Origin of the sequence: Paraburkholderia sp. RHO2, from assembly GCF_050955445.1 — a bacterium.
GTDB classification, from domain to species: Bacteria; Actinomycetota; Actinomycetes; order Mycobacteriales; family Mycobacteriaceae; genus Prescottella; species Prescottella agglutinans_A.
On record NZ_CP162617.1, the window covers coordinates 1,065,561 to 1,090,096 of the forward strand.

The 24,536-nt window shown below is 66.1% G+C and carries 22 protein-coding genes and 1 pseudogene; 18 read left to right on the plus strand and 5 right to left on the minus strand.

The genetic code is table 11. The annotated features are described in order from the left end of the window. Window positions 1–120: 120 nt before the first annotated feature. The 4 genes from ABTV10_RS04825 (at window position 121) to ABTV10_RS04840 (ending at window position 3,697) form a co-directional block, all read left to right on the plus strand. Window positions 121–945: an SDR family NAD(P)-dependent oxidoreductase gene (locus ABTV10_RS04825; RefSeq protein ID WP_499032925.1), complete on the plus strand. Its 825-nt coding sequence runs from the start codon at window positions 121–123 to the stop codon at window positions 943–945. Window positions 946–1,050: 105 nt separating this feature from the next. Continuing rightward, on the plus strand, window positions 1,051–1,881 hold the full coding sequence (locus tag ABTV10_RS04830) for an ABC transporter permease (protein WP_499032926.1): 831 nt from the start codon (window positions 1,051–1,053) through the stop codon (window positions 1,879–1,881). An 18-nt stretch (window positions 1,882–1,899) separates the two neighbouring features. Continuing rightward, window positions 1,900–2,598: an SDR family NAD(P)-dependent oxidoreductase gene (locus ABTV10_RS04835; protein WP_499032928.1), complete on the plus strand. Its 699-nt coding sequence runs from the start codon at window positions 1,900–1,902 to the stop codon at window positions 2,596–2,598. A 196-nt stretch (window positions 2,599–2,794) separates the two neighbouring features. Next, on the plus strand, window positions 2,795–3,697 hold the full coding sequence (locus ABTV10_RS04840; RefSeq protein ID WP_499032929.1) for a LysR family transcriptional regulator: 903 nt from the start codon (window positions 2,795–2,797) through the stop codon (window positions 3,695–3,697). A gap of 77 nt (window positions 3,698–3,774) precedes the next feature. Here the strand turns inward: ABTV10_RS04840 and ABTV10_RS04845 are convergent, their stop codons facing one another. Genes ABTV10_RS04845 through ABTV10_RS04855 form a run of 3 tightly spaced genes read right to left on the minus strand, consistent with a single transcriptional unit; the run spans window position 3,775 to window position 5,907 of the window. Next, window positions 3,775–4,719 (minus strand): PDR/VanB family oxidoreductase, encoded by a 945-nt coding sequence (locus ABTV10_RS04845; RefSeq protein ID WP_499032930.1) that lies wholly within the window; start codon window positions 4,717–4,719, stop codon window positions 3,775–3,777. Between the two features lie 56 nt (window positions 4,720–4,775). Further along, window positions 4,776–5,000, minus strand: coding sequence for a ferredoxin (locus tag ABTV10_RS04850; RefSeq protein WP_499035129.1), 225 nt, complete (start codon window positions 4,998–5,000; stop codon window positions 4,776–4,778). A gap of 55 nt (window positions 5,001–5,055) precedes the next feature. Next, window positions 5,056–5,907: a cytochrome P450 gene (locus tag ABTV10_RS04855; RefSeq protein ID WP_499032931.1), complete on the minus strand. Its 852-nt coding sequence runs from the start codon at window positions 5,905–5,907 to the stop codon at window positions 5,056–5,058. A gap of 787 nt (window positions 5,908–6,694) precedes the next feature. Here ABTV10_RS04855 and ABTV10_RS04860 point away from each other — a divergent pair. Genes ABTV10_RS04860 through ABTV10_RS04870 form a run of 3 tightly spaced genes read left to right on the plus strand, consistent with a single transcriptional unit; the run spans window position 6,695 to window position 9,290 of the window. Beyond that, window positions 6,695–7,678: an ABC transporter substrate-binding protein gene (locus tag ABTV10_RS04860; RefSeq protein ID WP_499032932.1), complete on the plus strand. Its 984-nt coding sequence runs from the start codon at window positions 6,695–6,697 to the stop codon at window positions 7,676–7,678. Then, complete coding sequence (locus tag ABTV10_RS04865; RefSeq protein WP_499032933.1) at window positions 7,675–8,472, plus strand: ABC transporter ATP-binding protein; 798 nt, start codon at window positions 7,675–7,677, stop codon at window positions 8,470–8,472. The genes ABTV10_RS04860 and ABTV10_RS04865 overlap by 4 nt, the downstream gene beginning before the upstream one ends. Next, a complete protein-coding gene (locus ABTV10_RS04870) occupies window positions 8,469–9,290 on the plus strand; it encodes an ABC transporter permease (RefSeq protein WP_499032935.1) in 822 nt (273 codons plus the stop codon). The genes ABTV10_RS04865 and ABTV10_RS04870 overlap by 4 nt, the downstream gene beginning before the upstream one ends. A gap of 112 nt (window positions 9,291–9,402) precedes the next feature. Here the strand turns inward: ABTV10_RS04870 and ABTV10_RS04875 are convergent, their stop codons facing one another. Next, complete coding sequence (locus ABTV10_RS04875) at window positions 9,403–10,149, minus strand: SDR family NAD(P)-dependent oxidoreductase (RefSeq protein WP_499032936.1); 747 nt, start codon at window positions 10,147–10,149, stop codon at window positions 9,403–9,405. 430 nt (window positions 10,150–10,579) lie between these two features. On the opposite strand from ABTV10_RS04875, the gene ABTV10_RS04880 reads away from it, so the two are divergent. The 10 genes from ABTV10_RS04880 to ABTV10_RS04925 all read left to right on the plus strand — a co-directional run bounded on the left by ABTV10_RS04880 (window position 10,580) and on the right by ABTV10_RS04925 (window position 22,608). After that, the gene (locus ABTV10_RS04880; protein ID WP_499032937.1) at window positions 10,580–12,784 is read left to right on the plus strand and encodes an acetate--CoA ligase family protein; all 2,205 of its coding nucleotides are present in this window, start codon (window positions 10,580–10,582) and stop codon (window positions 12,782–12,784) included. Between the two features lie 53 nt (window positions 12,785–12,837). Beyond that, window positions 12,838–14,391 (plus strand): acyl-CoA carboxylase subunit beta, encoded by a 1,554-nt coding sequence (locus ABTV10_RS04885; protein WP_499032939.1) that lies wholly within the window; start codon window positions 12,838–12,840, stop codon window positions 14,389–14,391. A gap of 9 nt (window positions 14,392–14,400) precedes the next feature. Then, on the plus strand, window positions 14,401–15,777 hold the full coding sequence (locus ABTV10_RS04890; RefSeq protein WP_499032940.1) for an acetyl-CoA carboxylase biotin carboxylase subunit: 1,377 nt from the start codon (window positions 14,401–14,403) through the stop codon (window positions 15,775–15,777). A gap of 5 nt (window positions 15,778–15,782) precedes the next feature. Then, on the plus strand, window positions 15,783–16,004 hold the full coding sequence (locus ABTV10_RS04895) for an acyl-CoA carboxylase biotin carboxyl carrier protein subunit (protein ID WP_499032941.1): 222 nt from the start codon (window positions 15,783–15,785) through the stop codon (window positions 16,002–16,004). Window positions 16,005–16,041: 37 nt separating this feature from the next. Continuing rightward, on the plus strand, window positions 16,042–17,367 hold the full coding sequence (locus tag ABTV10_RS04900; RefSeq protein WP_499035130.1) for an MFS transporter: 1,326 nt from the start codon (window positions 16,042–16,044) through the stop codon (window positions 17,365–17,367). 48 nt (window positions 17,368–17,415) lie between these two features. Continuing rightward, a complete protein-coding gene (locus ABTV10_RS04905; protein WP_499035131.1) occupies window positions 17,416–18,651 on the plus strand; it encodes an acyl-CoA dehydrogenase family protein in 1,236 nt (411 codons plus the stop codon). Beyond that, window positions 18,644–19,702 carry a phosphotransferase family protein gene (locus ABTV10_RS04910; protein ID WP_499032942.1) on the plus strand — a complete coding sequence of 353 codons (1,059 nt, stop codon included), beginning with the start codon at window positions 18,644–18,646 and terminating at the stop codon, window positions 19,700–19,702. The genes ABTV10_RS04905 and ABTV10_RS04910 overlap by 8 nt, the downstream gene beginning before the upstream one ends. 56 nt (window positions 19,703–19,758) lie before the next feature. After that, entirely contained in the window at window positions 19,759–20,742 is a 984-nt protein-coding gene (locus ABTV10_RS04915; RefSeq protein WP_499032944.1) for an NADPH:quinone oxidoreductase family protein, read from the plus strand. A gap of 316 nt (window positions 20,743–21,058) precedes the next feature. Then, complete coding sequence (locus tag ABTV10_RS04920; protein ID WP_433610311.1) at window positions 21,059–22,135, plus strand: 3-deoxy-7-phosphoheptulonate synthase; 1,077 nt, start codon at window positions 21,059–21,061, stop codon at window positions 22,133–22,135. Window positions 22,136–22,182: 47 nt separating this feature from the next. After that, the gene (locus ABTV10_RS04925) at window positions 22,183–22,608 is read left to right on the plus strand and encodes a VOC family protein (protein ID WP_433610313.1); all 426 of its coding nucleotides are present in this window, start codon (window positions 22,183–22,185) and stop codon (window positions 22,606–22,608) included. Window positions 22,609–22,614: 6 nt separating this feature from the next. Here the strand turns inward: ABTV10_RS04925 and ABTV10_RS04930 are convergent. Then, window positions 22,615–23,690: pseudogene (locus ABTV10_RS04930) on the minus strand (alpha/beta hydrolase). A 190-nt stretch (window positions 23,691–23,880) separates the two neighbouring features. Here ABTV10_RS04930 and ABTV10_RS04935 point away from each other — a divergent pair. Next, window positions 23,881–24,492, plus strand: coding sequence for a TetR/AcrR family transcriptional regulator (locus ABTV10_RS04935; protein WP_499032945.1), 612 nt, complete (start codon window positions 23,881–23,883; stop codon window positions 24,490–24,492). Window positions 24,493–24,536: the final 44 nt, after the last annotated feature.

The window sequence follows — 24,536 nt, forward strand, 5'->3', positions numbered from 1 at the left end:
GCCGGCCGCACGCGAGGCGGGAACGAAGCGAGATTCCTGCCCTCGAAGGTGCGGTGCGCTTTTCGAGCGTCTATGCGATGTGCACGGCTGCTCACCATTGGAACAGTGAAGGAACGACACATGCGCCAGTCCCCACATTCGCCCGCCGGAACCGTCCGCTACGACTTCTCGTCCCGTGTCGCCATCGTGACCGGTGCTTCACGAGGCATCGGTGCGCAGGTTGCTCTCTCGCTCGCGGAAGCCGGCGCCAAGGTCGTGCTGCACGGCCGTGATTCCGAGAGTCTCGCCTCGGTCGCCGACCAGGTCCGTGCTCTCGGTAGTGAGGCGGTGACCGTCGCGGGCAACATCCGACTGGAGGAGACCGCAAACGATCTCGTCGCCGCGGCGACGGACGCATTCGGTCGCGTCGACATCCTGATCAACAACGCGGGTGGCAACTTCGCCAAGCGACTGGAGGAGCTCTCCACCAACGCGTGGAACGCGACGGTCGAGACCAACCTCGGCGGTGCATTCCAGTGCGCCAAGGCATGCTGGCCGGTGTTCGCCGCTCAGCAGGGGGGCGTCATCGTCAACATCGGTTCCGTGTCGAGCAGCTACGCGCACCCCCAGCGTGGCGCGTACGCGGCCGCCAAGGCCGGACTGGTGTCGTTGACTCAGACGATGGCCTGGGAATGGGCCGCCCAGAACATTCGAGTCAACTGCGTTGAACCCGGCGCGATCCTGACGGACGCATCCCGGTTCTCCTCGTCGGATACGGCCGACAAGATCGCGGCGTACATTCCCCTGGGTCGACTTGGACACCCGACCGACATCGCCAATGCCTGCATGTTCCTCTGCTCCGACGCCGCCTCGTACATCACGGGGGAGGTCCTCACCGTCGCGGGTGGTCCGTTGGCGTCGTCCCCGGCGGAGCTGCCTCCGAGGCAGCCGCTCGAACGCGTTTGATCTCACCGGTGTTTCGACCCGAAGGTGGTGCGCCAACCGACGGGTAGTCCGATCGCACCCGGCAGACGGGATGCGAACCAACACACTCGAGTCAGGGAGTTGAAGATGACCACTGTGCAGGAGTCGAAACCGCAAGTCCTCGAGATGGAGCGCGAGATCTTCGTCGAGCGGGACCGTGCCCGCCGCAAAGCGTTCTGCGCCACCTGGGGGCTGCGCATCGTGTGGCTCGCGCTGTTCCTGGGCGCGTGGTACCTGGCATCCCACAAGGGCATCGTGGACCCACTCTTCATCTCCACACCGGAGGATGTCGGAGCCGCGTTCGTGGAGCAACTCGGAGACCGCACGTTCTGGATCGACGTGCGAAGCACCTTCGGCGGCGCGATGGCCGGACTCGTGATCGGTGCGACGCTCGGCGTCCTGAGCGGCGTGATCCTGTCGCGGAGCGAGGTGTTGAATCGCGCCGCCGCACCGTTCCTGACGCTCCTGAACAGCCTTCCTCGGCCGGCCCTGGCGCCGATCTTCATCCTCTGGTTCGGGCTCGGGATGGTCCCGAAGGCGATGGTCGCCGCCAGCATCGTGTACTTCGTACTGCTCACCAGTACCGCGAGCGCGCTCCGCGGCATCGACCACGACATCGACCTGTTGTCGCGTTCGATGTCCATGACGCCCTGGCAGCGATTCGTCAAGATCGAGTTCCCGAGCGCACTGCCTGCCATTGCGGGTGGGCTGCGCCTCGCCGCGGTCTACTCGGTGCTCGGTGCCGTACTCTCCGAGATGGTCGGCGCGTACACGGGGCTGGGGCAGCGGCTCGTCACGATGACCAACAACTTCCAGGTCGCCGAGTCTTTCGCCGTGCTCCTGGCGATGGGTTTGATGTCGATGGTGCTCGACGCGGGAATCTCGTTGTTCCAGAGATTCTTCCAGAAGCGTGGATGACGCGGAGAAGGGTGAGTCGTGAATCCTCCGATCGTGATCACCGGTGGTGCGAGCGGCATCGGCGAGGCCTTGTGTGAGGCGCTGGCGGCGGCTCACCCGGTCGTGGTGGTCGATCTCCAGGTCCCGAGCAACCGCGTCGCCGGCGTGACGTACCTCGTCGGTGACGTGGCCACCGAGGAGGGCGTCGGCGACATCGTGGACCAGTTGCGTTTGCGCGGTGTCGACCGCATCCGCGGGCTGATCCACTGTGCTGCGGTCGGTCACTTCGAGCCGTTCGCGCAGACTCCGCGGGCATCGTGGGAGAGGGTCCTCCACATCAATCTGCATGGTGCCCTGGCGATTACACAAGCGCTGATGCCACTGGTCGTCGACGGTGGACGAATCATCCTGTTCTCGTCCGGAACCGTGTTCAAGGGCCCGGGTGCCGCCGCCGTCTACGCCGCGTCGAAGGCCGGGGTCATCGGATTCGCGCGATGCCTGGCCGAGGAGCTCGGCAGCCGCGAAATCACGGTCAACGTCGTCGCGCCGGGCCTCGTCATCACCCCGCTGGCGGCGTCGATCGCGGGCACCGAGCAGCGCAACATCGAAACGCGTGCGATAAAGAGGGCTTCCACCACCGCGGATTTCGTCGAGCCGGTTCGCTTCCTTCTGTCAGCGGGTGCGTCCTTCGTGACTGGTCAGACTCTTGTGGTGGACGGTGGATCGATCCGGCGCTGAGGATTCCTCCGGCCACCGCAGGCAAGAACTGAACAAATGACCAACTGATGTTGTGCCCACCCGGATTTCGACACCGATTTCGCAGGCACTAACCTGACGCCGACCCCTCCGTTGTGTGCCACGACACATCGCGGTGGGGTCGGTGAAGGCTTTCATCCGGCTCCGGCCACGACAATGCGACACGAGGTCCATCGTTATGAGATTCGAGCAGTTGCGGTACCTCGAGGCTGCGGTCCGGACCGGTTCGTTCCGCCAGGCCGCGAAGGAACTCGGCGTGACCCAGCCGACGATCACGACGCAGGTGCAACGCCTCGAGGAGGACCTCGGAGTCGTTCTCGTGCTCCGCGGAGCGCACGGTGTGCGGGCGACGTACGCGGCCGAGCGAATTCTGCCTCACGCGCTCGCTGTGATGAGGGCGGAGAACGCGCTGCGTCAGGAGGCCAGCGCCATAGACAATCTCAAGATCGGCAGCATCAGGCTTGCCGCCGTTTCCACGGCCAGCCTGACCGTGCTCCCGGACGTCGTGAAACTGCTTCACCGCGAACACCCGAACATTCGCTTCGAGGTGACCGAGGGTGGATCCGAAATGGTCCGGCGCGGCGTCTCGACCGGACATTTCGACATGGGGCTGCTCAGTACGCTCAAGAGCGACGATCGAGACTCCGACAGTCTGCAGTACATCGATCTGCTCACGGGCCGGCTCGTTCTGGCGATACCGCAGGACAATCCGTTGGCGTCCAGACAGTCGGTGCACGCGGCCGACCTCGCAGGCCAGCCGTTGATCTTCTTCTCGAAGGGCAGCGTGCTGCGTGACGCGTTCGAGCGGTTGGTCGACGGGATCGAGATTCGTCCGGTCTACTTCACGGACAGCGCCGAGACGTCGATCCGAATGGTCAGGGCTGGGGTGGGCATCGCGATCGCCAATACCCTCGCGCCGTCGACGGTCAGCGGCGACGGAATAGTGCTCTCTCCGATCTCCGCGGAGTGGGCTGAGACGCGACTCGCAGTGGTGGTGCGCAAGGGTGAGATGCGCAGTCCGGTCGTGCAGACGCTCCTGCGGTTGATACGCCAGCAGATCGCCGGGATGCGGAACACGTAGCCACCCGGGCGATCGGACGCTGCCGCGCGGTGGTTCGACGGTCGAAACCCGTCGAACCACCGCACGTGGGCATGGCGCTAGAGATCCAGAACCAGGCGCGAGCCCACCGCTCGCGACACGCAGATCAGCATCGTGGCGTTGGCCTCCCGCTCGCGCTCGGTGAGGACCGAATCGCGATGATCCGGAATGCCTTCGAGTACCGGTACCTCGCATGTCCCGCAGGTGCCCTCCATGCACGAAGACAGGATCGGCACACCCGCATCCTCGACCACGTTCAGGATGCTCTCGCCGGCCTCCACCAGGACGGTCAGCCCGCTTTGGGCGAGTTCGACTTCGAACGCCTCGTCCGCCTCGCCGGACATGACGTCTCGCGGGGCGAAACGCTCGACGTGCAACGCCTCGGCCGGCCACGACGTTCGACACCTCTCCTCGACCGCTGCCAGGAGAGGCTCCGGCCCGCAGCAGTAGATCAGGGTATCGGGATCGGGAGCGCCCAGTGCCGCTGCGAGATCGATGTGCCCGACCTCGTCCTGCGGGTAGAGTCGAACGTCGCCTCCCAGGCTCCGGGCCCGGTCGGTGAACGCCATCGAACGCAGTGAGCGGCCGCCGTAGTGGAGCGACCATCGTGCTCCCGACCTCGCGACGGTCGAGATCATCGGCAGCAGGGGAGTGATTCCGATCCCGCCGCCGATGAAGACGTAGTTGCGGGACTTATGCAGCGGGAACAGGTTTCGAGGCCCGCGCACCGTCACCAGCGCGCCCTCGTGGAGCTCGTCGTGGATGCGGCGCGAGCCTCCCCTGCCGTTCGACTCGCGGAGGACCGCGACCCTCCAACAGCTGCGGTCGCCGGGATCGCCGCACAGCGAGTACTGCCGAACCACATCCCGGGACAGCACGAGGTCGACGTGCGATCCCGGATCCCACGGCGGCAGAGGCGAGCCGTCGGCGTTCCTGAGCTCGAGCTCCACGATCTCGTCGGTGAGCTGTGTCCGCCGGGCCACGACGACGGTCGATTCGCTCACCTCGTGTGAACTACCGTGCATAGGAGTCTGCTTTCTTGCGATGTGCTCAGACTGCATCAATCTTCTTGCACCGCAATTGCACCGGACGGGCAGATGCGTGCCGACTCGAGGACGCCGTCGCGCTGGTGGGGCGAGACGTCGCTCCGGAGCACGCGAACGAGACCGTCGTCCTCGCCTTGATCGAAGATCTCCGGTTCACGCCCGACGCACAGTCCTGCGGCAATACACTTCGCACTGTCGGCCACAACTCGAATCACAACCACTCCTCGTCTTCGTTTCACTGGATCTGTGCGGGTTCGCGTGAGCAATACCCGAAGTTGACTGAATGTCTCTGCGCTACCACGAAACCGGTAGCTCGTGGACGCCGTAGAACGCCGAGTCGTGCTTGAAGCGAAGCTCCTCGACCGGAGTCGCCAACTCGAGCCCCGGCAGGACGTCGAACAGGGTCTCGAAGACGACCTCGAGCTCCATTCGGGCGAGAGCCTGTCCGAGGCACTGATGTGCGCCGTTACCGAAGGTCATGTGTTGGCGGGCTTCCGGCCGGCCGACGTCCAGTACGTCGGGCTCGGGGAAGATCGTCTCGTCCCAGTTCGCGGAGGACACCGCGGCGATGACGCCGTCGCCCGCCGGGATCGTGCGTCCGCCCACTTCGATGTCCTCGGCGGCTACGCGCATCGCATTGCTCTGCGTGATCGACGTGAAGCGGAGCAACTCCTCGATCGCGTTGGTGACCGACACCTCGCCCGACGTCAGCCGTGCCAGCTGCTCCGGATGTTCGAGAAGGACGAGTGTTCCGAGTGCAATCACGTTTGCCGTCGTCTCGTGACCGCCGAGGAGGAGCAGATTCGCATCCATCACCGCCTCGTCCCGCGTCAAAGCGCCGCTCTCGACTTGTTCGGCCAGGAAGCTGATCACGTCGTCGCGCGGGTCACGCGCCCTCTCGTCGAGCAGCCCTCCGAGGTAGTCGAGCAACTTCTCGGTGGCTTCTCCGACCTCTGCGGGGGACGCCGTGCGGGAGATGCGTACTGCGCTCTGGACCTGGAAGAACTCGTGGTCTCGATAGGGCACTCCGAGCAGCGTGCACGCCACCGTCGACGGCACTGCCAACGCGAACTCGTTGTAGAAGTCGACGGGCGCCGTCTTGGCCGACATCCCCTCCAGTAACTCCCTGACCAGTGTTCTCACCATGGGTCGCATCTCTTCGACACGGCGAACGGTGAAGAAGGGGATGACCATCCGGCGATGCCGGCTGTGCTCGACGCCATCCATCCGCTGGAAGGATCCGTCGTGAACCTTGGCGGCCCGATCGGCTTCCGAGAGGAACGGGTAGTTCGGTCGCGTGGGCTGGGCACTGAGCGCGGAGGACCGGAGGACCGTACGAATGTCTTCGTATCGCGTGAGCAGCCATGCCGATCCTCCGTCCCACAGGTTGACCCGTGTAATGGGCTGTGTCTTACGTAGATCCGCGTACTCCGCTGGTACCTCGAAAGGGCAACGCCGCTGCATCGGAAACTCGGGTGCCGGGCCGGATGGCGCCATGTCTTACCTCCACGATGAACGAGACTGTGTGACGACGGTCTCATTGATGCTTGCCTCGACAGGAGAGCCGGTCAAGCGGCGGCGGCGCCGAGCGTGCTATCGCCGCGATAGGTCTCGTGCCCTTGCGTCGCGAGAAGCGCGTCCCGGTAGACGTTCTCGGCGATAGTGGCCGGGTATCACGGGCCGGCGTGTCGGTGCGCGAGGTTCGGACGTTGTCGGCCGTCGGGTAGGCGTGTGAAGTGGATTCGGTCGCGCGACTCACGAAGGTGAACCGATTCCGTCTCTGCTGCAACATTGTTCATCGTGACGATGGTGAAAGATGTTGGTTATCACCGTTGAAGGTTGCATTCCCTTTCGCGCTCGACTCGCAGCCGTGAGACTGCACGCGTCACCATTCGTTGTGACGACAGTCACTGTGTCTCCAGGAAGGCTTCAGATGATTCGCCTGAGGAAGTTGGCGGGCCTCGTTCTCCTGTCGACCGCCATCACTGCTTGCAGTGGCGCGTCGACCCAGAACACCGACGGCTCACCCGCCGAGATCCACATCACGATCGGCTCCGGTCTCCCATACGCTCCGTTGACGATCATCAAGCATCAGCGCACCCTGGAAACGGCTTTTCCCGGGACGCGGATCGTCTGGGACGAGGGGGTCAGTGGGGGAGCGGCGACCCGCGGCGGCATCCTGTCGGGCAAGGTGCAGGTCGGTGTCACGGGAATTGCACCCTTCGTCATCGGTGTGGACAAGGGCGTTCCTTGGAAGGTGTTGGGGTCCATGGGCCAGATCGGGATCAGCATGGTGTCCCGTGATCCCGGGATCCGCACACTGGAGGATCTGGACGCTTCCGGTCGGCCGATCTCGGTGCCATCGCCGGACTCCGGGCAGGCGATGGCGCTGAAGTCGCTCGCCGAGTCGAAGCTGGGAGACGTCAAGGCATTCGACGACCAGCTGTCGCCGATGCCGCACCCGGACGCTTACCAGGCACTCGTGACGGGGACGACGGGTGCCGCGTTCATCGCGCCACCGTTCCAGTACCGACTCCTGGCCGACGGCGACGCACACGAGGTGGCCTCGGCAGCGGACACCTTCGGGCCCATCACCTACTCGGCAATCGTGATGTCGGAGAAGTTCCACGACGAGAATCCGGTGTTCGCCGACACTCTCTACGCGGCTTTGTCCGATGCCCTGGCGGTTCTTCGTGAGGATCCCGACGAAGCGGCCGAGGTGCTCGCGAGCGCCGATGCCGGACACGAGTCGGCTGCGTCGTACTCGGAGTGGATCCAACTGCCCCAGAACCATTGGGAGGTGGCCCCTCGCGGATTCGAGGCGACCGCCGAGTTCATGAAGTCTGTGGGCCTGATCAGGTCGGTTCCCTCGACCGAACAGATGATGTTCCCCTCCGTCAGCGAGGTCGGTCAGTGACCGCGCCGGTGATCTCCGCCGACGGCGTCAGTATTCGATACCAGCCGCGGGATCGGGACTCTCACCTCGCCGTCGACGACGTCACGTTCGAGGTACGTCAGGGTGAACGGTTCGTTCTGCTCGGACCCTCCGGTTGCGGGAAGACATCGCTGCTCATGTCGATCGCGGGATTCATCAAGCCGGTGTCGGGCCGTCTCCGGGTTCGAGGCGAGGACGTCGTCGGCCCGGGGCCCGACCGGGCCGTGGTCTTCCAGGACATGGATCAGCTGTTCCCGTGGCGGACCGTCGTCGGAAACCTGAACTTCGCGGAGAAGTTGGCACTCGGTCTGCGGGGGAACGAAGCTCGGGAGCGAAGTCTTCGATACCTCGAGTTGGTCGGCATCCGCGATGCGGCTGACCGCTATCCCCACCAGCTGTCGGGCGGGATGAAGCAGCGCGCAGCCATCGCCCGGGCACTGTCCGTAGAGCCGGCATTGCTGCTGCTCGACGAGCCGTTCGGCGCGGTCGACGAGATCACCCGCACCGGCCTGCAACGTGAACTCGTCAGGATCTGTGACAGCGAATCGATGACCGTCATCATGGTCACGCATTCCATCCCGGAGGCCGTCTACCTGGCCGATCGGGTCATGGTCATGTCGACGGGCCCGGGTCGGATCCAGAAGATAGTCGACACATCGAAGATCGACAGCTTCGGCCATCCGGACTTCGGATCGACGGTCGAGGATCTGAGACTCCTGCTCGAGAAGGGTTCGAAGTCGACCGGCCGACCAAGTGCACAAGGAGTCGAATCATGACCGCGGCAACGCTCACCCAACCCGTGCGTCGGAAGGGGGCACTCCGCCCGAGCACCACCGTGCGGCGTGTGATTCTCGCAGTGGGACTCGTCGCGGCATGGCAGGCCGCGATTCTCGTCTTCCGGCCCTCGCCACTGCTCTTTCCCTCGCCGGCCGACGTGGCGCGTGCGATCGTGGAGGGATTCCGGAGCGGAGCGATTCTGGAGGCGACGGGTTCCACTCTCCGGATCCTGGGAATCGGCACGGGGTTGGGCCTGGTGATCGGTCTGACCCTGGCTACGCTCGCGGTGCTCTCCCGATGGATGGACGATCTGTTGTCCCTCATCGTGTCGATCATGAATCCGCTGCCCTCGATCGCGATCCTGCCGCTCGCGATGATCTGGTTCGGACTCACCCCCACCGCGATCGTGGTGGTGATTCTGAACTCGACCATCTGGCCGATCGCGCTGAACGCCAGCATGGGTTTCCGAATGGTCAGCACCACGCTGCAGCGATCCGCGCGGACGATGGGCATCAGAGGCGTTCGGATGGTCGTTCAGGTGCTCTTCCCAGCTTCGCTCCCGCACCTGTTGACGGGTGTACGCATCGCGTGGGCTTTCGGGTGGCGCACGGTCGTCGGCGCCGAACTGGTCTTCGGCGCGGCGGGCGGTACTGCCGGCCTGGGCTACTTCATCAACCAGGCCCGGTACTTCCTCGACACCGACATGGTTTTCGCCGGCCTCGTCGTGATCTCTGCGCTCGGGCTCGCGATCGAGTTCGCGTTCTCGCAGATCGAGCGTGTCACGATCGAGCGTTGGGGAATGGCAAAGTCCAACTGATGCAGTTCATCTCGTGATACCCGGGCCATCGGGGCCGGTGGACGTGGCAGGGGTCGGAATCTCCGTGCGGAGATTCCGGCCCCTGCCACCTGGCGTTCATCGTCCAGAGATCTCACAACGCCCGACGTGCGAGACTGAAGACCTGTCCGGTCGGGCCGCCGACCCGTTGCCGCGTCAGCCACCCCACCAACTCCGCCACCTCGGCGGGCGACTTCACACGTTCACTCGGCAGTCCCTCGGGCGCCTCGCCCTCGTGGAGGAGGCCCTCGGTGAGGCGTGTGGCGACAGGTCCGGGAATCACTTCGTTCACGTCGATTCCGTACTCCCACACTTCCTCGGACAGCGTCTTCGCCAGGTAGCTCATTCCGGCCTTGGACGAGCCGTAGGCCGACATGCCGGCGACAGGCGAATGTCCCAGGCCCGACCCGATCAGGATGATCCGACCGCCACCCGCGTCGACCATGTGCGGGATCACCGCGCGGGCAATGTTGAACGGCCCTATCAGATTGACCGCGATGACGTCGGCCCACTCGGCGGGTTCGGACTCCAGAAACGGCGTCGGCGCGCCCTTTCCGGCGCTGTTGACCAGCACATCGATTCGGCCGAATGCGTCCACCGCCGTACGGACAACCCCGTCGCACGCGTCATAGTCGGAGACGTCGCACGGGAGGGCGAGTGCCTTCGATCCGAGTGCTCGCACCTCGTCGGCCACGGTCTCCAGTTCCGCCGAGGTCCGGGAGAGCAGGACGATGTCCGCGCCCGCTGCTGCGAGCTCGAGTGCGCACGCACGGCCGATTCCTCGTCCGCTCCCGGTCACCACCGCGACCTTGTCGGATAGGTCAAACGGCTGATTCGTCATAGTCTGACTGTGCATTTCGAAGTCCTTTGCTGGGTTGCGGATTCGTGCGATGTCGGAACGGGAAGACGCTCTAGTGACCCTGCCGACAGCGAGATTCGGTGTGACGACGGTCTCGTCGATCGTTCACGGCGGCGGGCGAACCGGCAAGGATCGGTATGAGTGAGTTCGCTATCGCAGTGATAGCCGCGGGGCACCTGGATCACCCGCACTCTCGTGCGGCCGGCCGACGATGCGGATACCTCGGGAGTTCGTTTTCCCGCAACGGTATTCGGATAGCCGATAGGAGCTGGATATCACAGGGTTAGGTTGTTCGGGCTTCCCGGAAATGTGATCTCGGTCAACACTGGGTTCACGCGAGTGCGGTTCCAGATCTGTGGTGCTCGTGGTCCATGTCTATCGAGCAGGGGAGCCCTCCTTGTCAGTCGATTCGATGCAATCAACTTCCGTCGCCGTGCAGATCCTGACGGCGATCGGTGAGACTCGCGCAGCGGGTGGCGTGGTACTTCCCGAGGCAACGGCGAAGTACATCCTGCGGCAGTTCGGAGTAAATGTTCCGCGGGGCGAGAGCGTTGAGGACGTCGAGTCCGTGCCGTCGGATCTGCATCCTCCGCTCGTACTGAAAGCGGTGTCGCCGACGCTCGTTCACAAGTCGGACGCCGGCGGCGTTCGACTGGGACTGCACAACCACGAACTTGTCGCCGCCGCCGAGGACATGCGGCGTCGACTGGCCGAGCTCGGCCACGCGACGACGGGATTCCTGGTCGAGGAAATGGCGCCGAAGGGCTCCGAGGTCGTCCTCGGCGCCGTTCGCACCGAGGGCGTCGGCTGGGCCGTCATGGTGGGGCTCGGCGGTGTCTTCGTCGAGCTTCTCGAGGACGTGTCCTTCGGGCTTGCGCCGCTCTCGCGTCATCAGATCCGCACCATGCTCTCGGAGTTGCGTGGACGGGCTCTCCTCGAGGGCGCTCGGGGCGGCGAACGCGCCGACATCGAAGCCCTGGTGGACGTCGTGCATGCCATGGCCGGGCCTGGCGGGCTCCTGGAAGCGATGCCCGACGAGGTGGTCGAGATCGACCTGAACCCGATCATCGTGTCCTCTCGGGGCGCGGCGGCCGTCGACGCCCGCTTCGTCCTGACCCAGGTGCCTCCGGCGACCGTCGGCGACCTCCCCGATGTGTCGGCGGCAGGAGGAGATACGCAGTACGGCAGGGGATTCGATCGCCTGCTCGAGCCTCGGGCTGTGGCGGTGCTGGGTGCGAGCGGCCGCGGATCGAACGGCGGAAACCTCTTCATCCGCAACCTCCGTCAGTTCGGATTCGAGGGACGGATCATTCCGGTCCATCCGAGTGCCGAGACCGTCGAGGGCTTGCCCGCGATCCCGTCTCTCGCGGACCTCGACTGCGACGTCGACTATGCGTATGTCGCCCTCCCCGCTGCTGCGGTCGCGTCGTCGCTCGCCGAAGGCCGCGGCCGAGTCGCCTTCGCGCAAGTCGTGTCGAGCGGGTTCGGAGAAACGCACGAGGGTGTGGAGCTCGAACGCGAGCTCGTCGCCACCGCCCGTGAGGCGGGAACACGGGTGATCGGCCCGAACTGCCTCGGGACGCATTCCACGTCGGGACGACTGTCCTTCGTTCCGGAGGCCCCGGCAGTTCCCGGCTCGGTCTCGGTCGTGTCGCAGAGCGGCGGACTGAGCGTCGACATCCTGCGGCTGGGCGAGGCTCGAGGTGTCGGGTACCGCAGTGTGATCAGCATCGGAAACGGTGCCGACGTGTCGGCGGCGGAGCTGGTCGAGTTCTTCCTGAACGATCCGGAGACGAAGGTCATCGGTCTGTACCTCGAGTCTCTCGCCGCAGGAAGGGAAATCCTCGACGTGCTGAACGGCAGCGACGTCGACAAGCCGGTCGTGCTGCTGGCCGGTGGACGCACGGCCGACGGTGCCCGCGCGGCGACCAGTCACACCGGGGCGCTCAGCGGCAACCACCGGCTGTGGCCCGCGCTCGCCAGGCAGGCCGGTGTCGTCCTCGTCGACACGCTCAACGAGTTCGTGAATGTGCTCCACGTCTTCGACATGGCCGATCCGTCGGTGACCGAGACGGCCGGCGACGTGGTGCTCTTCGGAAACGGCGGGGGCGCAAGTGTGCTGGCTGCCGATACGCTCGATCGGGTCGGGCTGGCCACACCGCCGTTGCCGCAGGTCGCGATCGACGAACTCAACGGCCTCGGACTGCCTCCCGGTAACGGGCTGGCGAACCCCGTCGACGCGCCGGCAGGAACGCTGGCCGTCGAGGGCGGTGCGATCGCGGAGAAGATCGTGGGCACCATCCTCGCTCACAGCACCCCGTCGGTGATGATTTCCCACTTCAACGTCGGCATCATCGTCAGAAATCTCGCCGCGACGCACGGAGACGTGCCGGCCGCGATCATCGACGCGATCGTGCGGGCCCGGGACGCGGCCGCACGTCGATGCCACCACATCCTGGTCCTCAAGTCCGACGGCAAGGCCGATACGGACGAGCAGATCACGCAGTACGAGATGCGTGCGAGGTCGGCAGGAATCCCGACATACCGCGAACTCGAGGACGCCGCATGCGCAGCGCGGGCTCTGCTGCAGCACCGACGCCTCGCGGACGCGAAGTAGACACGCAACAACGCTCGGATGCCTATCGCATCGGCCGGAAAGGGCAACACCAAATGACGATTGACAGTGTGGGTGCACCGTCGTCCACCCTCGAGGAACGACATGCCGAGCGCCGGAACGCCGCGCTGGCGATGGGCGGACCGAAGAAGCTGAAGCAGCGTGCCGACGCCGGCCACCTGAATGCTCGCGAACGGGTCGCGCTGCTCTTCGACGAGGGCACGTTCCGCGAGACGGGGCTGTTCGCCACGTCGGCGGTTCCCGCCGATCACGACCGCACGCCCGCGGACGGCAAAATCACCGGTACCGGCGACATCTCGGGCCGTGGCGCTGCAGTCATCGCCTACGACTTCACGGTCAAGGGCGCCTCCAGCAGCTCGGTGAGCAACAAGAAGATGCAGCACATGAAGGACCTCGCGCTGCGCACCGGGGTGCCCGCCGTCTACCTGGCGGAGTCGACCGGCGTGCGGATGCCGGACGTGATGGGCGGCATGGGCATGGGTGGCGGAAACGACCGCACCCGGTTCCTGAGACGACGTGAGAGTCCGTGGGTTTCGGCCGTGTTCGGGTACGCATTCGGCTCGGCCGCGTGGCATTCGGTGTCGTCGGACTTCGTGGTCTTCCGCAAGGGCGCCGTCATGGCCGTCTCGAGCCCGGGCCTCGTCAGCCGGGCGACCGGCCAAGAGGTGGACGGGCAGGACCTCGGCGGGTGGAAGACCCACGCGCAGATCACCGGCATCGCCGACGCGGTCGCGGACACCGACGAGGAAGCCATTGCGTTGGTCCGGAAGTTCCTGTCCTACCTGCCGTCCAACAACCAGGAGGCACCGCCGCTCGCCCCGGTTCCCGAGGGCTCGGGATCGCGAACGGCGGAACTCCGGGACCTCGTCCCGGAATCGCCGTCGAAGGTCTACGACATGCGGAAGGTCATCCGCTGTATCGCGGACGACGACAGCCTCTTCGAGCTGAAGTCGCAGTACGGGAAGAGTCTCATCACCGGCCTCACCCGTTTCGGTGGCCAGACGGTCGGCGTGATCGCGAACAACCCGATGTTCAAGGGCGGCGCGATCGACGCCGATGCGTGCGACAAGGCGACGAGCTTCCTGGTGTTGTGCGATTCGTACAACATTCCGATCCTGTTCCTGGTCGACCAGCCCGGGTTCCTGATCGGCCTCGAGGCCGAGCGGAACAAGATCGCCGGCAAGGTCATCAACTGGATGAACGCACTCTCCCTCGTGACCGTCCCCAAGGTCACCGTGATGCTGCGCAAGAACTACGGCCAGGCGTTCGTGAACATGGGTGGGTCGGAGACGGCCGACGCGGTCGCCGCATGGTGGACCTCGCAGGTCAGCTTCATGGATCCGCGGTCGGCGGTCGGCGTGGTGTACGGAGTCGACGCCGATTCGGATCCCGAGACCTTCCAGGCCCGGTACGACGAGATGGCCCGCGAGTCGACCGCGTACGACATCGCACGTGTGTACGGCGTCCACGAGGTGATCGACCCGACGGACACGCGCGACTTCATTCTCCATGCTCTTCGTTCGAACTTCCGGCACCGTACGAACGGCGTCGGCGAACACCTGCTGAGCAACTGGCCCACCAGCTACTGAGGTGACGACATGACGCAGTATCCGACCAGCGTGCTGATCGCCAATCGCGGCGAGATCGCCCGCAGAATCATCAAGACCGCTCGCCGACTCGGCGTGGAGGCGGTCGCCGTCTACCACCCGGTCGACGGTGAGCTTCCCTTCGTCAGGGAGGCGGACCGGGCCATCTGTCTCAAGGGAGCGAAGCCGCTCGAGACCTACCTCGACGGCGCGCGGATCATCGAGGCGGCACTGGCCGCGGGTGTGTCCGCGATCCATCCCGGCTACGGATTCCTCGCCGAGAACGCGCAATTCGCCCAGGCCGTGAGCGACGCCGGCTTGCTGTGGATCGGTCCCAGTCCCGACGTCATCGACGTCATGGGGGACAAGGTCAGGGCCCGGCACGCGGTCTCTGCCGCAGGGGTTCCGGTCAGCGGCGGTACCGCCGACGCGCTCTCGTCCGTCGACGACGCGATCCTCCAGGCCGAGGCCATCGGATTCCCCGTCATGCTCAAGGCGGCCGCCGGCGGAGGCGGTATCGGCATGGTCGTCGCGCACGACGCGGAGCAGTTGCGCAAGATGTTCGCCGGCACGCAGTCGATGGCCGAACGCAGCTTCGGATCCGGGAAGGTCTTCCTCGAGAAGTACGTGGCCTCCGCGCGCCACGTCGAGGTTCAGGTCCTGGGCCTGGCCGACGGCCGGGTGGTCGCGCTGGGCGAGCGGGACTGCTCGGTGCAGCGCCGCCACCAGAAGGTTGCCGAGGAATGCCCCGCTCCACACCTCGATGCAACGGTGCGCACGCGCCTGAGCGAGGCCGCAGTCCGTGCCGCCGAGGCGGTCGGTTACCGGAACGCAGGCACGGTCGAGTTCTTGTTGGACACGAGCACGGGCGACTTCGTCTTCCTCGAGATGAACACCCGGATTCAGGTCGAACACCCCGTCACCGAACTGACCTACGACGTCGACCTCGTCGAGCAGCAGTTGAGTATCGCGGCCACGGGCAGCACGACGGCCGACCTGAATACCACCCCTCGCGGGCACTCGATCGAATTCCGTGTGTGCGCCGAGGATCCGGTTCGGTTCTTCCCCGCGCCGGGAACGATCGAGCAGTGGCAGCCCCCGTCCGGACCCGGCATTCGAGTCGACAGCGGGTACGGCCCCGGAGACATCGTCACTCCGCACTTCGATCCGATGATCGCCAAACTGATCGTCACGGCGTCCGATCGGACCGAGGCGATCACATTGGCGCAGAGGGCGCTCGACGAATTCGAAATAGGCGGAATCGTGACGAACCTTGCGTTTCTGCGGAAGCTCGTCCGGGCGGACGAGTTCGTCGCAGGCGAGTACGACACCACCATCGTGACAGTCATCAACAGCCGTGAAGGCTCGAAAGTTGCAGCAGGAGCGTGACGAACATGCCAGAGACGATTCAATCCGACCTCGCCGCCAACGTGTGGAAGATCCTGGTCGCCGTAGGTGACCCCGTCGAGCCGGACGAGCCGCTCATGATCCTCGAATCCATGAAGATGGAGATCCCGGTGATCCACGGGGAGGCGGGAACGGTCGTGGCCCTGCACGTGGAGGAGGGCGACAACGTCGGACTCGGACAGCCGTTGATCTCCGTCTCGGAGCGGTAGAAACGAAAGCTCGCGCCGATAGGAGAAGCCTGTGACACTGCGCTCTACCGTGGGGCAAGACAGCTCGTCCCGCGCCGGTTCCAGCCCATCGCGGATTTTCCCGTGGGTCGTGTTCGCCATGGTGTTCGCGTTGATGCTGTCGGACTACATGTCCAGACAGGTCTTGAGCGCGGTCTTCCCGATGCTCAAGTCCGAGTGGGACCTGTCCGATACGCGCCTCGCGTCGCTCAACAGCGCCGTGGCACTGATGGTCGGACTGCTGACACTGCCGTTGTCCGTCCTGGCTGACCGATGGGGCCGGCTCAAGAGCGTGGTTCTGATGGCGGTCGTCTGGAGCCTTGCGACACTGCTGTCGGCGGTGGCGACCAGCTACGGTCAGATGCTGGGCGCGCGGTTCCTCGTCGGGGTGGGCGAGGCCGCCTACGGCAGCGTCGGTCTCGCGGTGTTGCTCAGCGTCTTCGCGCCGCACATGCGAGCGACGCTGAGTGGCGCGTTCCAGGCGGCCGGGTCCTTCGGCTCGGTAATCGGCGTGGCCCTCGGCGGCTACGTGGCCCTCCATCTCGGCTGGCGGTGGGCGTTCGCGGCCATGGCCGTGCTCGGCCTGCTGCTCGCGGCGATGTTCTCTGCCGTCGTCACGGAGAAGCGGATGGCTCAGCACCGCATGGACGGTGTCGCCGAGGAATCGGCAGACGACGCACCGGACGGGTACAAGGCGCCGCTGCGGACTCTCTTCGCCACTCCGTCCGTCGTCTGCGCCTACCTGGTCGGTGGGCTGCAGATGCTGGTCGCGGGGGTCCTCCTGGCTTGGCTGCCGAGCTATTTCAACCGCTACCACGACATGGATCTGGGCAGGGCCGGCGCGACGGCGGCGATCTACTCGCTGCTGATCGCAGTCGGGATGATCTGCTGCGGAATGATCACCGACCGGGTCAGCCGGCACCGTCCGGCGGCGAAATGGACGACGGCCATGGTCTACTGTGCCGTGTCCGCGGTTGCTCTGATCGCGGGATTCCAAGTGGCACCCGGAACACCGCAGATGATCCTGCTCGGTGTCGGAGCGTTCTTCGCCGCCGGCTCGTCCGGGGCGGCATCCGCAATGGTCGCGAACCTCACCCACCCATCGTTGCGTGCATCCGGCTTCGGCACGCTCACCCTCGCATACAGCATTGTCGGAATGGCATTGGGTCCCTTCGCGGTCGGCATGCTTGCCGACCGGATCGGACTGCTGGGAGCGCTGCAGGTGGCGCCGTTCGTCTACGGCGCTGCCATCGTGGTCCTCCTGGTCGGGCGGCGCTGCTACCCGGCAAGCCTCCGGAAGCTCGCTGCGCTGAGCGGATCGCACCCGAATCACGACGATCGCTGATCGATCACCCTCACGAGTCAAGGAGACTGTCCCGTGGTCCTTTTCGAGATGACGGATCGGGCAAAGCAGTACCATGCCGATCTGCTGGAGTTCATGGACTCGCACATCTATCCCGCCGAGGCGGTATACGAAGAGCAGATGCGTGCGTCCGGCGACCCCAACTTCCAGCCGCCGATCATGGACGAGTTGAAGGAACTCGCCCGCGCTCGCGGACTGTGGAATCTCTTCCATCCGGATCCGCAGTGGGGTCCGGGCCTGAGCAACCTCGAGTACGCGCCGCTCGCCGAGATCATGGGCCGGTGCCACTTCGCTCCGGAGGTGTTCAACTGCAACGCACCCGACACCGGCAATATGGAGGTGCTCACGCAGTTCGGTACCGCGGAGCATCACAAGAAGTACCTCGAACCCCTGCTCGCCGGGACCATGGCATCCGCCTTCGCGATGACCGAGCCACGGGTCGCGAGTTCCGACGCCACCAACATCGAGCTGTCGATGAAGCGGGACGGCGACGAGTACGTCCTCAACGGGCGGAAGTGGTTCGCCTCCAACGCCTTGCATCGGGACTGCAAGGTCATGATCGTCATGGGCAAGACCGATCCCACTGCGGCGCCGCACCGCCAGCAGTCGATGATGGTCGTGCCCATCGATGCGCCCGGCGTCACCGTGATGCGGGGCCTGCCGGTGTTCGGGTACCAGGACCGTGACGGCCACGCCGAGATCGACTTCGAGAATGTCCGAGTGCCGGCGACGGACGTACTCGTCGGTGAGGGTGAGGGCTTCGCGATCAGCCAAGCTCGACTCGGACCCGGACGCATCCACCACTCCATGCGCTCGATCGGAGTGGCCGAGCGCGCGCTGGAACTGATGTGCCAACGGGCCACGTCGCGAATCGCCTTCGGCAAGCCGATCAGCGACCACAGCAATATTCAGGACTGGATCGCCGAGTCGCGCATCAAGATCGAGATGGCTCGACTGCTCACGCTCAAGACCGCCCACCTGATGGACACGGTGGGGAACAAGCACGCCCTCACGGAGATCGCGGCGATCAAGGTGGCGGCCCCCAACATTGCGCTCGAGGTGCTCGATCGGGCCATCCAGGTGCACGGCGGCGGTGGTATCACCGACGACTTCCCCCTGGCGATGGCGTGGGCGCACCAGCGCGCCCTCCGTCTCGCCGACGGTCCGGACGAAGTGCACAAGCGCACGATCGCCCGACAGGAGTTGCGCAAGTACCGCGACCGAGCGCCGGTCGCGGCCCGAGTCGGGGACGAGACTCGTGCCTGAGGTCGAGGACAGGACTGCGGGCACGGAACAGCCGGTCGGGGTGGACCGGACCGCAGCGACGTCGTGGATTCGATCGCTCGGCGTCGAGGTCTCCGGTGCCCTGAACTTCGACCGGATCGGCCTGGGGCAGTCGAACCTGACCTATCTGGTCACCGATGAGGACCGGCGACGGTGGGTGCTGCGCCGGCCGCCGCTGGGACACCTGTTGGCATCGGCGCACGACGTGGCTCGCGAGGCGCGCATCCTGACCGCGCTGGCTGACACCGAGGTGCCGGTGCCGCGGGTGTACGGGTTGACGCAGGACCTCCGGCACACCGACGTCACGCTGCTGCTGATGGAGTTCGTCGACGGACTCGTGGTGGACCGGATGCCCGTTGCGGAGTCGCTCACGCCGGAACGTCGCCGGGAGATCGGCCTTTCGCTGCCGCGGACCCTGGCGAAGATCCACGCGGTCGACCTGAATCGGAGCGGTCTGATCGACCTGGCCAGCCACAAGCCGTACGCGGCGCGTCAGCTCAAACGGTGGAGTCGGCAGTGGGAACAGTCCAAGACCCGTGAGCTTCCCGAGCTCGACGCGCTTACGAAGCGCTTGACGTCGGCGATGCCGGAACAGCACGAGGTGTCGCTCGTGCACGGCGACTTCCACCTACGCAACGTCATCACGTCCCACACGACCGGCGACGTCGCCGCGGTGCTCGACTGGGAGCTGTCCACCCTGGGAGATCCGTTGGCGGACATGGGCAGCATGCTCGCGTACTGGCCCGAGGCCGGCGAAGACACCGTGGGCGACTTCGCCGCCACTGCACTGGAGGGATTCCCGAGCCGGGACGAGCTGGCGTCGGTGTACCTCGAGGAAACCGGCCGAGATCCCGCGGCCTTGAAGTACTGGCACGCCTTGGGGCTGTGGAAGGTTGCGGTCATCGCCGAAGGCGTCATGCGCCGGGCCATGGACGAGCCGCAGAACAGGGCCGCGGACGGAACACCCACCGTGGAAGCCATCGATGCGTTGGTTCGGTCCGCCGCTCGGGTAGCCGACGAGGCCGGCATCTGAGTGGTCGTCGAACGATGCAGCCGCGCAACAACTTTTCGAGAAAGGACTGAGACACTATGAGGGCATGGCGCGTAAATGAACTCGGGGAGCCGAGGGATGTCCTCCGCCTCGAGAACGTCGCGGACCCGACCGCAGGTCCGGGTCAGCTGCTGGTGAAGGTGCTGGCCGTGCCGGCGAACTTCCCGGACGTGTTGCTCTGCCGCGGTGAGTACCAGATCAAGCCGCCGCTGCCGTTCACGCCGGGTGTCGAACTGTGCGGCGAGGTCGTCGCAGTCGGCGCCGGCGTCACCCGGTTCGCGGTCGGCGACCGTGTGGTCGGCAACCCGGAACTGCCCGACGGCGCCTTCGCCGAACTGACGGTGATGGCCGAGGAGAACGCCTACCCGGCCCCGGCATCGTTGGACGACGCCGAGGCGTCCGCGCTGAGCATCGGCTATCAGACGAGCTGGTTCGCCCTCCACCGCCGCACGCAGTTGCAGCCGGGGGAGACGCTCCTGGTCCACGCGGCCGCCGGTGGTGTGGGCAGCACCGCCGTCCAGCTCGGCAAGGCTGCGGGGGCCAAGGTGATCGGCGTCGTCGGCGGCGCGGACAAGGCCGAGTACTGCCGTCAGCTGGGTGCCGACCTGGTTGTCGATCGGCGTAGTGAGGACTTCGCGGCCGTCGTCAACGACTACACGAACGGTCGCGGCGCCGACGTCGTCTACGACCCGGTGGGCGGCGACGCGTACGCGAAATCGACCAAGTGCATCGCGTTCGAGGGGCGGATCCTCACCATCGGCTTCGCGAGCGGAACGATCCCGACACCCGGCCTCAATCACGCGTTGATCAAGAACTACTCGATCATCGGACTGCACTGGGGCCTCTACAAGCGATACAACCAGCAGGCGATCTACGACTGCCACGACGAGCTGACCCGAATGGCCGACGCGGGCGAGATCAAGCCGCTGATCAGCGAACGGCTCGCGCTCGAGGACGTCGCGGACGCGGTGGGACGGCTCGGCGACGGAAAGAGCATCGGCAGGATGGTCTTCCTGCCCTGACCACGGAATCGACCGACAGCAGAACGAGGACGGCTTCCCCGTCCTCGTTCTGCCGTGTGCGGCGAGACCCACCGCGGGAGCGCCGCGACTGTGATCGTCGTCTCGTCGGAGGGGGAGGTGGTGCGCTCCGGGAAGAGACCCGTTACCCTGGAGCGCGTGTCAGCTACCTATTTCTGGTTTAGCAGGCCGGCCCTGGGTGGGTCGGTCGGCGTAACCACGCGCTGACAATCTTCCACCCTAGAGCCGGATGACAGACCGGCTCACTGGGATTCTTCAGTCTTCGAGGGTCGGCCTGAGAACAGGAAACCGAACCCAGATGACCGTTATCGCCAATGACCAGCGCCTCGACGATCAGCGCACGGTCAGTATCAGTCCGCTCGTCGCGCCGTCCGTCGTGCGCACCGAGCACACCCCCGACGAGGTTGCGGCCGCGACCGTGCGTTCGGGTCGCGCCGACACCGTCAACATCCTGAACGGCGACGACGACCGCCTCGTCGTCGTGGTCGGCCCGTGCTCGGTGCACGACCCCGAGGCCGCGATGGACTACGCCCATCGGCTCGCCGCGAAGGCCGAGGAACTGCGCGACGACCTGCAGATCGTCATGCGCGTCTACTTCGAGAAGCCGCGCACCACGCTGGGGTGGAAGGGCCTGCTCAACGACCCGCACCTGGACGGCACGTACGACATCAACACCGGTCTGCGGATGGGCCGCAAGCTGCTGCTCGACATTTCCCGCCTGGGTCTGCCGGTGGGCTGCGAGTTCCTCGACCCGATCATCCCGCAGTACATCGCCGACCTGGTCACCTACGGCGCGATCGGTGCCCGCACCGCCGCCAGCCAGGTGCACCGTCAGCTGTGCAGCGCGCTGTCCATGCCGGTCGGCATCAAGAACTCCACCGAGGGCGACATCCAGGTGGCGGTCGACGGCACCCGCGCCGCCGCGGCGAGCCACGTGTTCCCTGGCACCGACCTCGAGGGTCAGGCCGCACTGATCCACACGGTCGGCAACCCGGACTGCCACGTCATCCTGCGCGGCGGCACCGACGGCCCGAACTACGACGCCGAGACCGTCGCCGACACGATGGCGCGGCTGCGCAAGTCGGGCCTGCCTGAGCGTGTCGTCATCGACGCCAGCCACGGCAACAGCCGCAAGGACCACAACAAGCAGGTCGACGTCGCGGCCGACATCGCCGAGCGCATCGCGGCCGGCGACCGGAGCGTCGTCGGCATCATGCTCGAGAGCTTCATCGAGGCCGGACGCCAGGATCTGACGCTGGGGCACGCCGACGAGCTCACCTACGGGCAGTCGATCACCGACGCGTGCATCGACTGGAACACCACCGCGGAGACGCTCGATCGTCTCGCCGCAGCGGTCGCCGAGCGGCGGCGCTAGGGCCGGGCTGCCGGGCACCTGTCGGTGCCCGGCAGTAGCGTCGGCGCATGGGATACGAAATTCAGATCACCGTTGACGCGAAGGACCCGCACGAACAGGCCAAGTGGTGGGCGAACACGCTGGGCTGGCAGGTCGAGCCCAGCGACGAGGAGTTCATTCGGGGCCTCGTCGCGGCCGGACACGCGCGGGAATCGGACACTACCGTGTTCGAGGGCACGCTCGTCTGGCGCGAGGGAGCGGCCATCCGGGACCCCGAGCATCCGCAACGCCCGCGCGTGCTGTTCCAACTGGTGCCGGAGGGCAAGTCCACCAAGAACCGGCTGCACTTCGACGTCCGGGTGGGGGATCGGCGCGAGGACGTGGCCGCCGAACTGGTCGAGGTCGGGGCGTCGATCCTGCACCGCGGGCAGCAGGGGCCCAGCATCTGGATCACCATGACCGACCCCGAGGGCAACGAGTTCTGCGTGTCCTGACCGGGATCACTCGACGGCGCGGTGGGCGAACGCCAGCCCGACGCGTAGCGCCCCCGCGGCCTCGAGCAGTGCATCGGTGCCGGCGTGCCCGTAGCCGGTGAGATTGACGAAGGCGTGGACGAGTCCGCGGTGGACTCGCAGCGTCGTCGGGACACCGGCCGCGCGCAGCCGCTCGGCGTACTCGACGCCCTCGTCGCGCAGAACGTCGAACCCGGCGAGGGCGATGTATGCGGGCGGCAGTCCGCTCAGATCCCCGGTGAGAATGGGTGACGCCCGGGGATCGGTCCGATCGCTCGCGGACGGGGCGTAGTGCTTTGTGTACCAATCGATCTGGGCCTCAGTGAGGAAGAACCCGTCGCTGAACAGCGTGTAGGACCGGCGCTTGGCGGTCAGGTCCAGCCACGGGAAGAACAGCATCTGGAACGCGGGACGAGGTCCGCCGTCGCGGGTGAGCTGGGCCACGACGGCGGCGAGATTGCCGCCCGCGCTGTCGCCGGCGACGGCCACCCGGTCGGGATCGATGCCGAGCGTGTCCGCGTTGTCGACCGCGAATCGGAACGCCGCGACCCGTCGTCGACGGCCGCGGGGAAGGCGTGCTCGGGTGCGAGTCGGTAGTCGACGGCGAGCACCGCAACGTCCGCGTGCCGGGCGAGGAACCGGCACACGCTGTCGTGGCTGTCCAGGCTGCCGAGCACGAACCCGCCGCCGTGGAAGTAGACGAGCAGCGGCGCGGAAGTGGGAAGTCCTCGGGGCCGGAACATGCGGGCGGGGATCGGCCCGGCGGGACCCGGGATCGAGAGCGTCTCGACGGACGCCATCGGGATGGGACGGCCGCTGACGAGCCGCGACTCCATATCGATCTGTGCGCGGGACCGCTCCAGCGGCAGTTGTTCGAAGTCGGAATCCGGCAACAGCGCCAGCATCTTGAGCATCAGCTGGACCTCGGCGTCCAGCACCTGGCCGTCGCTGCGGATCGGCCGGCCGGCGAGCGCGCGCTTGAGCGCTGCGGGAAGCGATCCGGCGACGGTGGCCGCAGCGCGGACGACCGACTCGAGCGCCGCGTCCAGTCCCTTGTTCCCCATGATCCTCGTTCCTTCCACCGGTCGGCCTTCGCGATGAAGTGTGTCAACCGACCGACTTGGAAACAAGGGTGAATCCGCGGCCTGTCCACTCACTGAGTTCAATCCTGGTCTCGGCCAGGTTCCGGCACTACGCTGCCGACGAAGCGTTCCACATCATCCATGCCTTCGGGACTGTTCGGGAAAGGTTGCGATGCCATACGTTTCGGCGCAACAGCGGCGTAGGGAACTCATCGATGCCGCGATTCGAGTGACGGCGGACGTCGGGTTGGCCGCGGCGAGTACGCGAGCCATCTGTGCGGAGGCGGGCGTGCAGCAGAGCGTGTTCCACTACTGCTTCAGTTCCAAGGAGGAGTTGCTCCGGGAACTCACCCGTGAGGTGGTGGCGGGCGTGGTGGAGACCGCGGTGGGGAACCTGAAGCCGGGGGCCGACGTCGAGGAGTCACTGTTCAGGGGGCTCATGGGGTTGTGGGAGACGGTGAGCCGCCAGCCGGAGAAGCAGTTGGTGTTCTACGAACTCACGGTCGGGGCGCTGCGTGCGCCCGACCGCAGTGATATCGCGGAGTGGCAGTACCGGGAGTACTTCGCCTCCACCGGAACATTTCTCGTGCGCCTCGCGGAGACGGCCGGTGTCGAGTGGACGGTGCCGATCCCGGTGCTCAGCCGCATGGTCACCACCGCCATCGACGGGCTCATCCTCGGTTGGCTGGCCGACGGGCGAGTGGACGAGGTGGAGGCGTCGCTCGCGTCCTTCGCGAAGGTGTTCGCGGGCCTGGCGGCCGTCGCGCCGGCGGCCGTGGCGTAGCCCGTCCCCGTGCTCCGGCGCCTCCGTCGACGCGCGCGATGAAT

Coding starts and splice junctions, on each gene's coding strand:
- ABTV10_RS04855 (WP_499032931.1), bottom strand. CDS start 5,907: ATGGTGAGAACACTGGTCAGGGAGTTACTGGAGGGGATGTCGGCCAAG.
- ABTV10_RS04870 (WP_499032935.1), top strand. CDS start 8,469: ATGACCGCGGCAACGCTCACCCAACCCGTGCGTCGGAAGGGGGCACTC.
- ABTV10_RS04840 (WP_499032929.1), top strand. CDS start 2,795: ATGAGATTCGAGCAGTTGCGGTACCTCGAGGCTGCGGTCCGGACCGGT.
- ABTV10_RS04915 (WP_499032944.1), top strand. CDS start 19,759: ATGAGGGCATGGCGCGTAAATGAACTCGGGGAGCCGAGGGATGTCCTC.
- ABTV10_RS04935 (WP_499032945.1), top strand. CDS start 23,881: ATGCCATACGTTTCGGCGCAACAGCGGCGTAGGGAACTCATCGATGCC.
- ABTV10_RS04830 (WP_499032926.1), top strand. CDS start 1,051: ATGACCACTGTGCAGGAGTCGAAACCGCAAGTCCTCGAGATGGAGCGC.
- ABTV10_RS04880 (WP_499032937.1), top strand. CDS start 10,580: ATGCAATCAACTTCCGTCGCCGTGCAGATCCTGACGGCGATCGGTGAG.
- ABTV10_RS04905 (WP_499035131.1), top strand. CDS start 17,416: ATGACGGATCGGGCAAAGCAGTACCATGCCGATCTGCTGGAGTTCATG.
- ABTV10_RS04920 (WP_433610311.1), top strand. CDS start 21,059: ATGACCGTTATCGCCAATGACCAGCGCCTCGACGATCAGCGCACGGTC.
- ABTV10_RS04895 (WP_499032941.1), top strand. CDS start 15,783: ATGCCAGAGACGATTCAATCCGACCTCGCCGCCAACGTGTGGAAGATC.
- ABTV10_RS04860 (WP_499032932.1), top strand. CDS start 6,695: ATGATTCGCCTGAGGAAGTTGGCGGGCCTCGTTCTCCTGTCGACCGCC.
- ABTV10_RS04885 (WP_499032939.1), top strand. CDS start 12,838: ATGACGATTGACAGTGTGGGTGCACCGTCGTCCACCCTCGAGGAACGA.
- ABTV10_RS04925 (WP_433610313.1), top strand. CDS start 22,183: ATGGGATACGAAATTCAGATCACCGTTGACGCGAAGGACCCGCACGAA.
- ABTV10_RS04825 (WP_499032925.1), top strand. CDS start 121: ATGCGCCAGTCCCCACATTCGCCCGCCGGAACCGTCCGCTACGACTTC.
- ABTV10_RS04890 (WP_499032940.1), top strand. CDS start 14,401: ATGACGCAGTATCCGACCAGCGTGCTGATCGCCAATCGCGGCGAGATC.
- ABTV10_RS04875 (WP_499032936.1), bottom strand. CDS start 10,149: ATGACGAATCAGCCGTTTGACCTATCCGACAAGGTCGCGGTGGTGACC.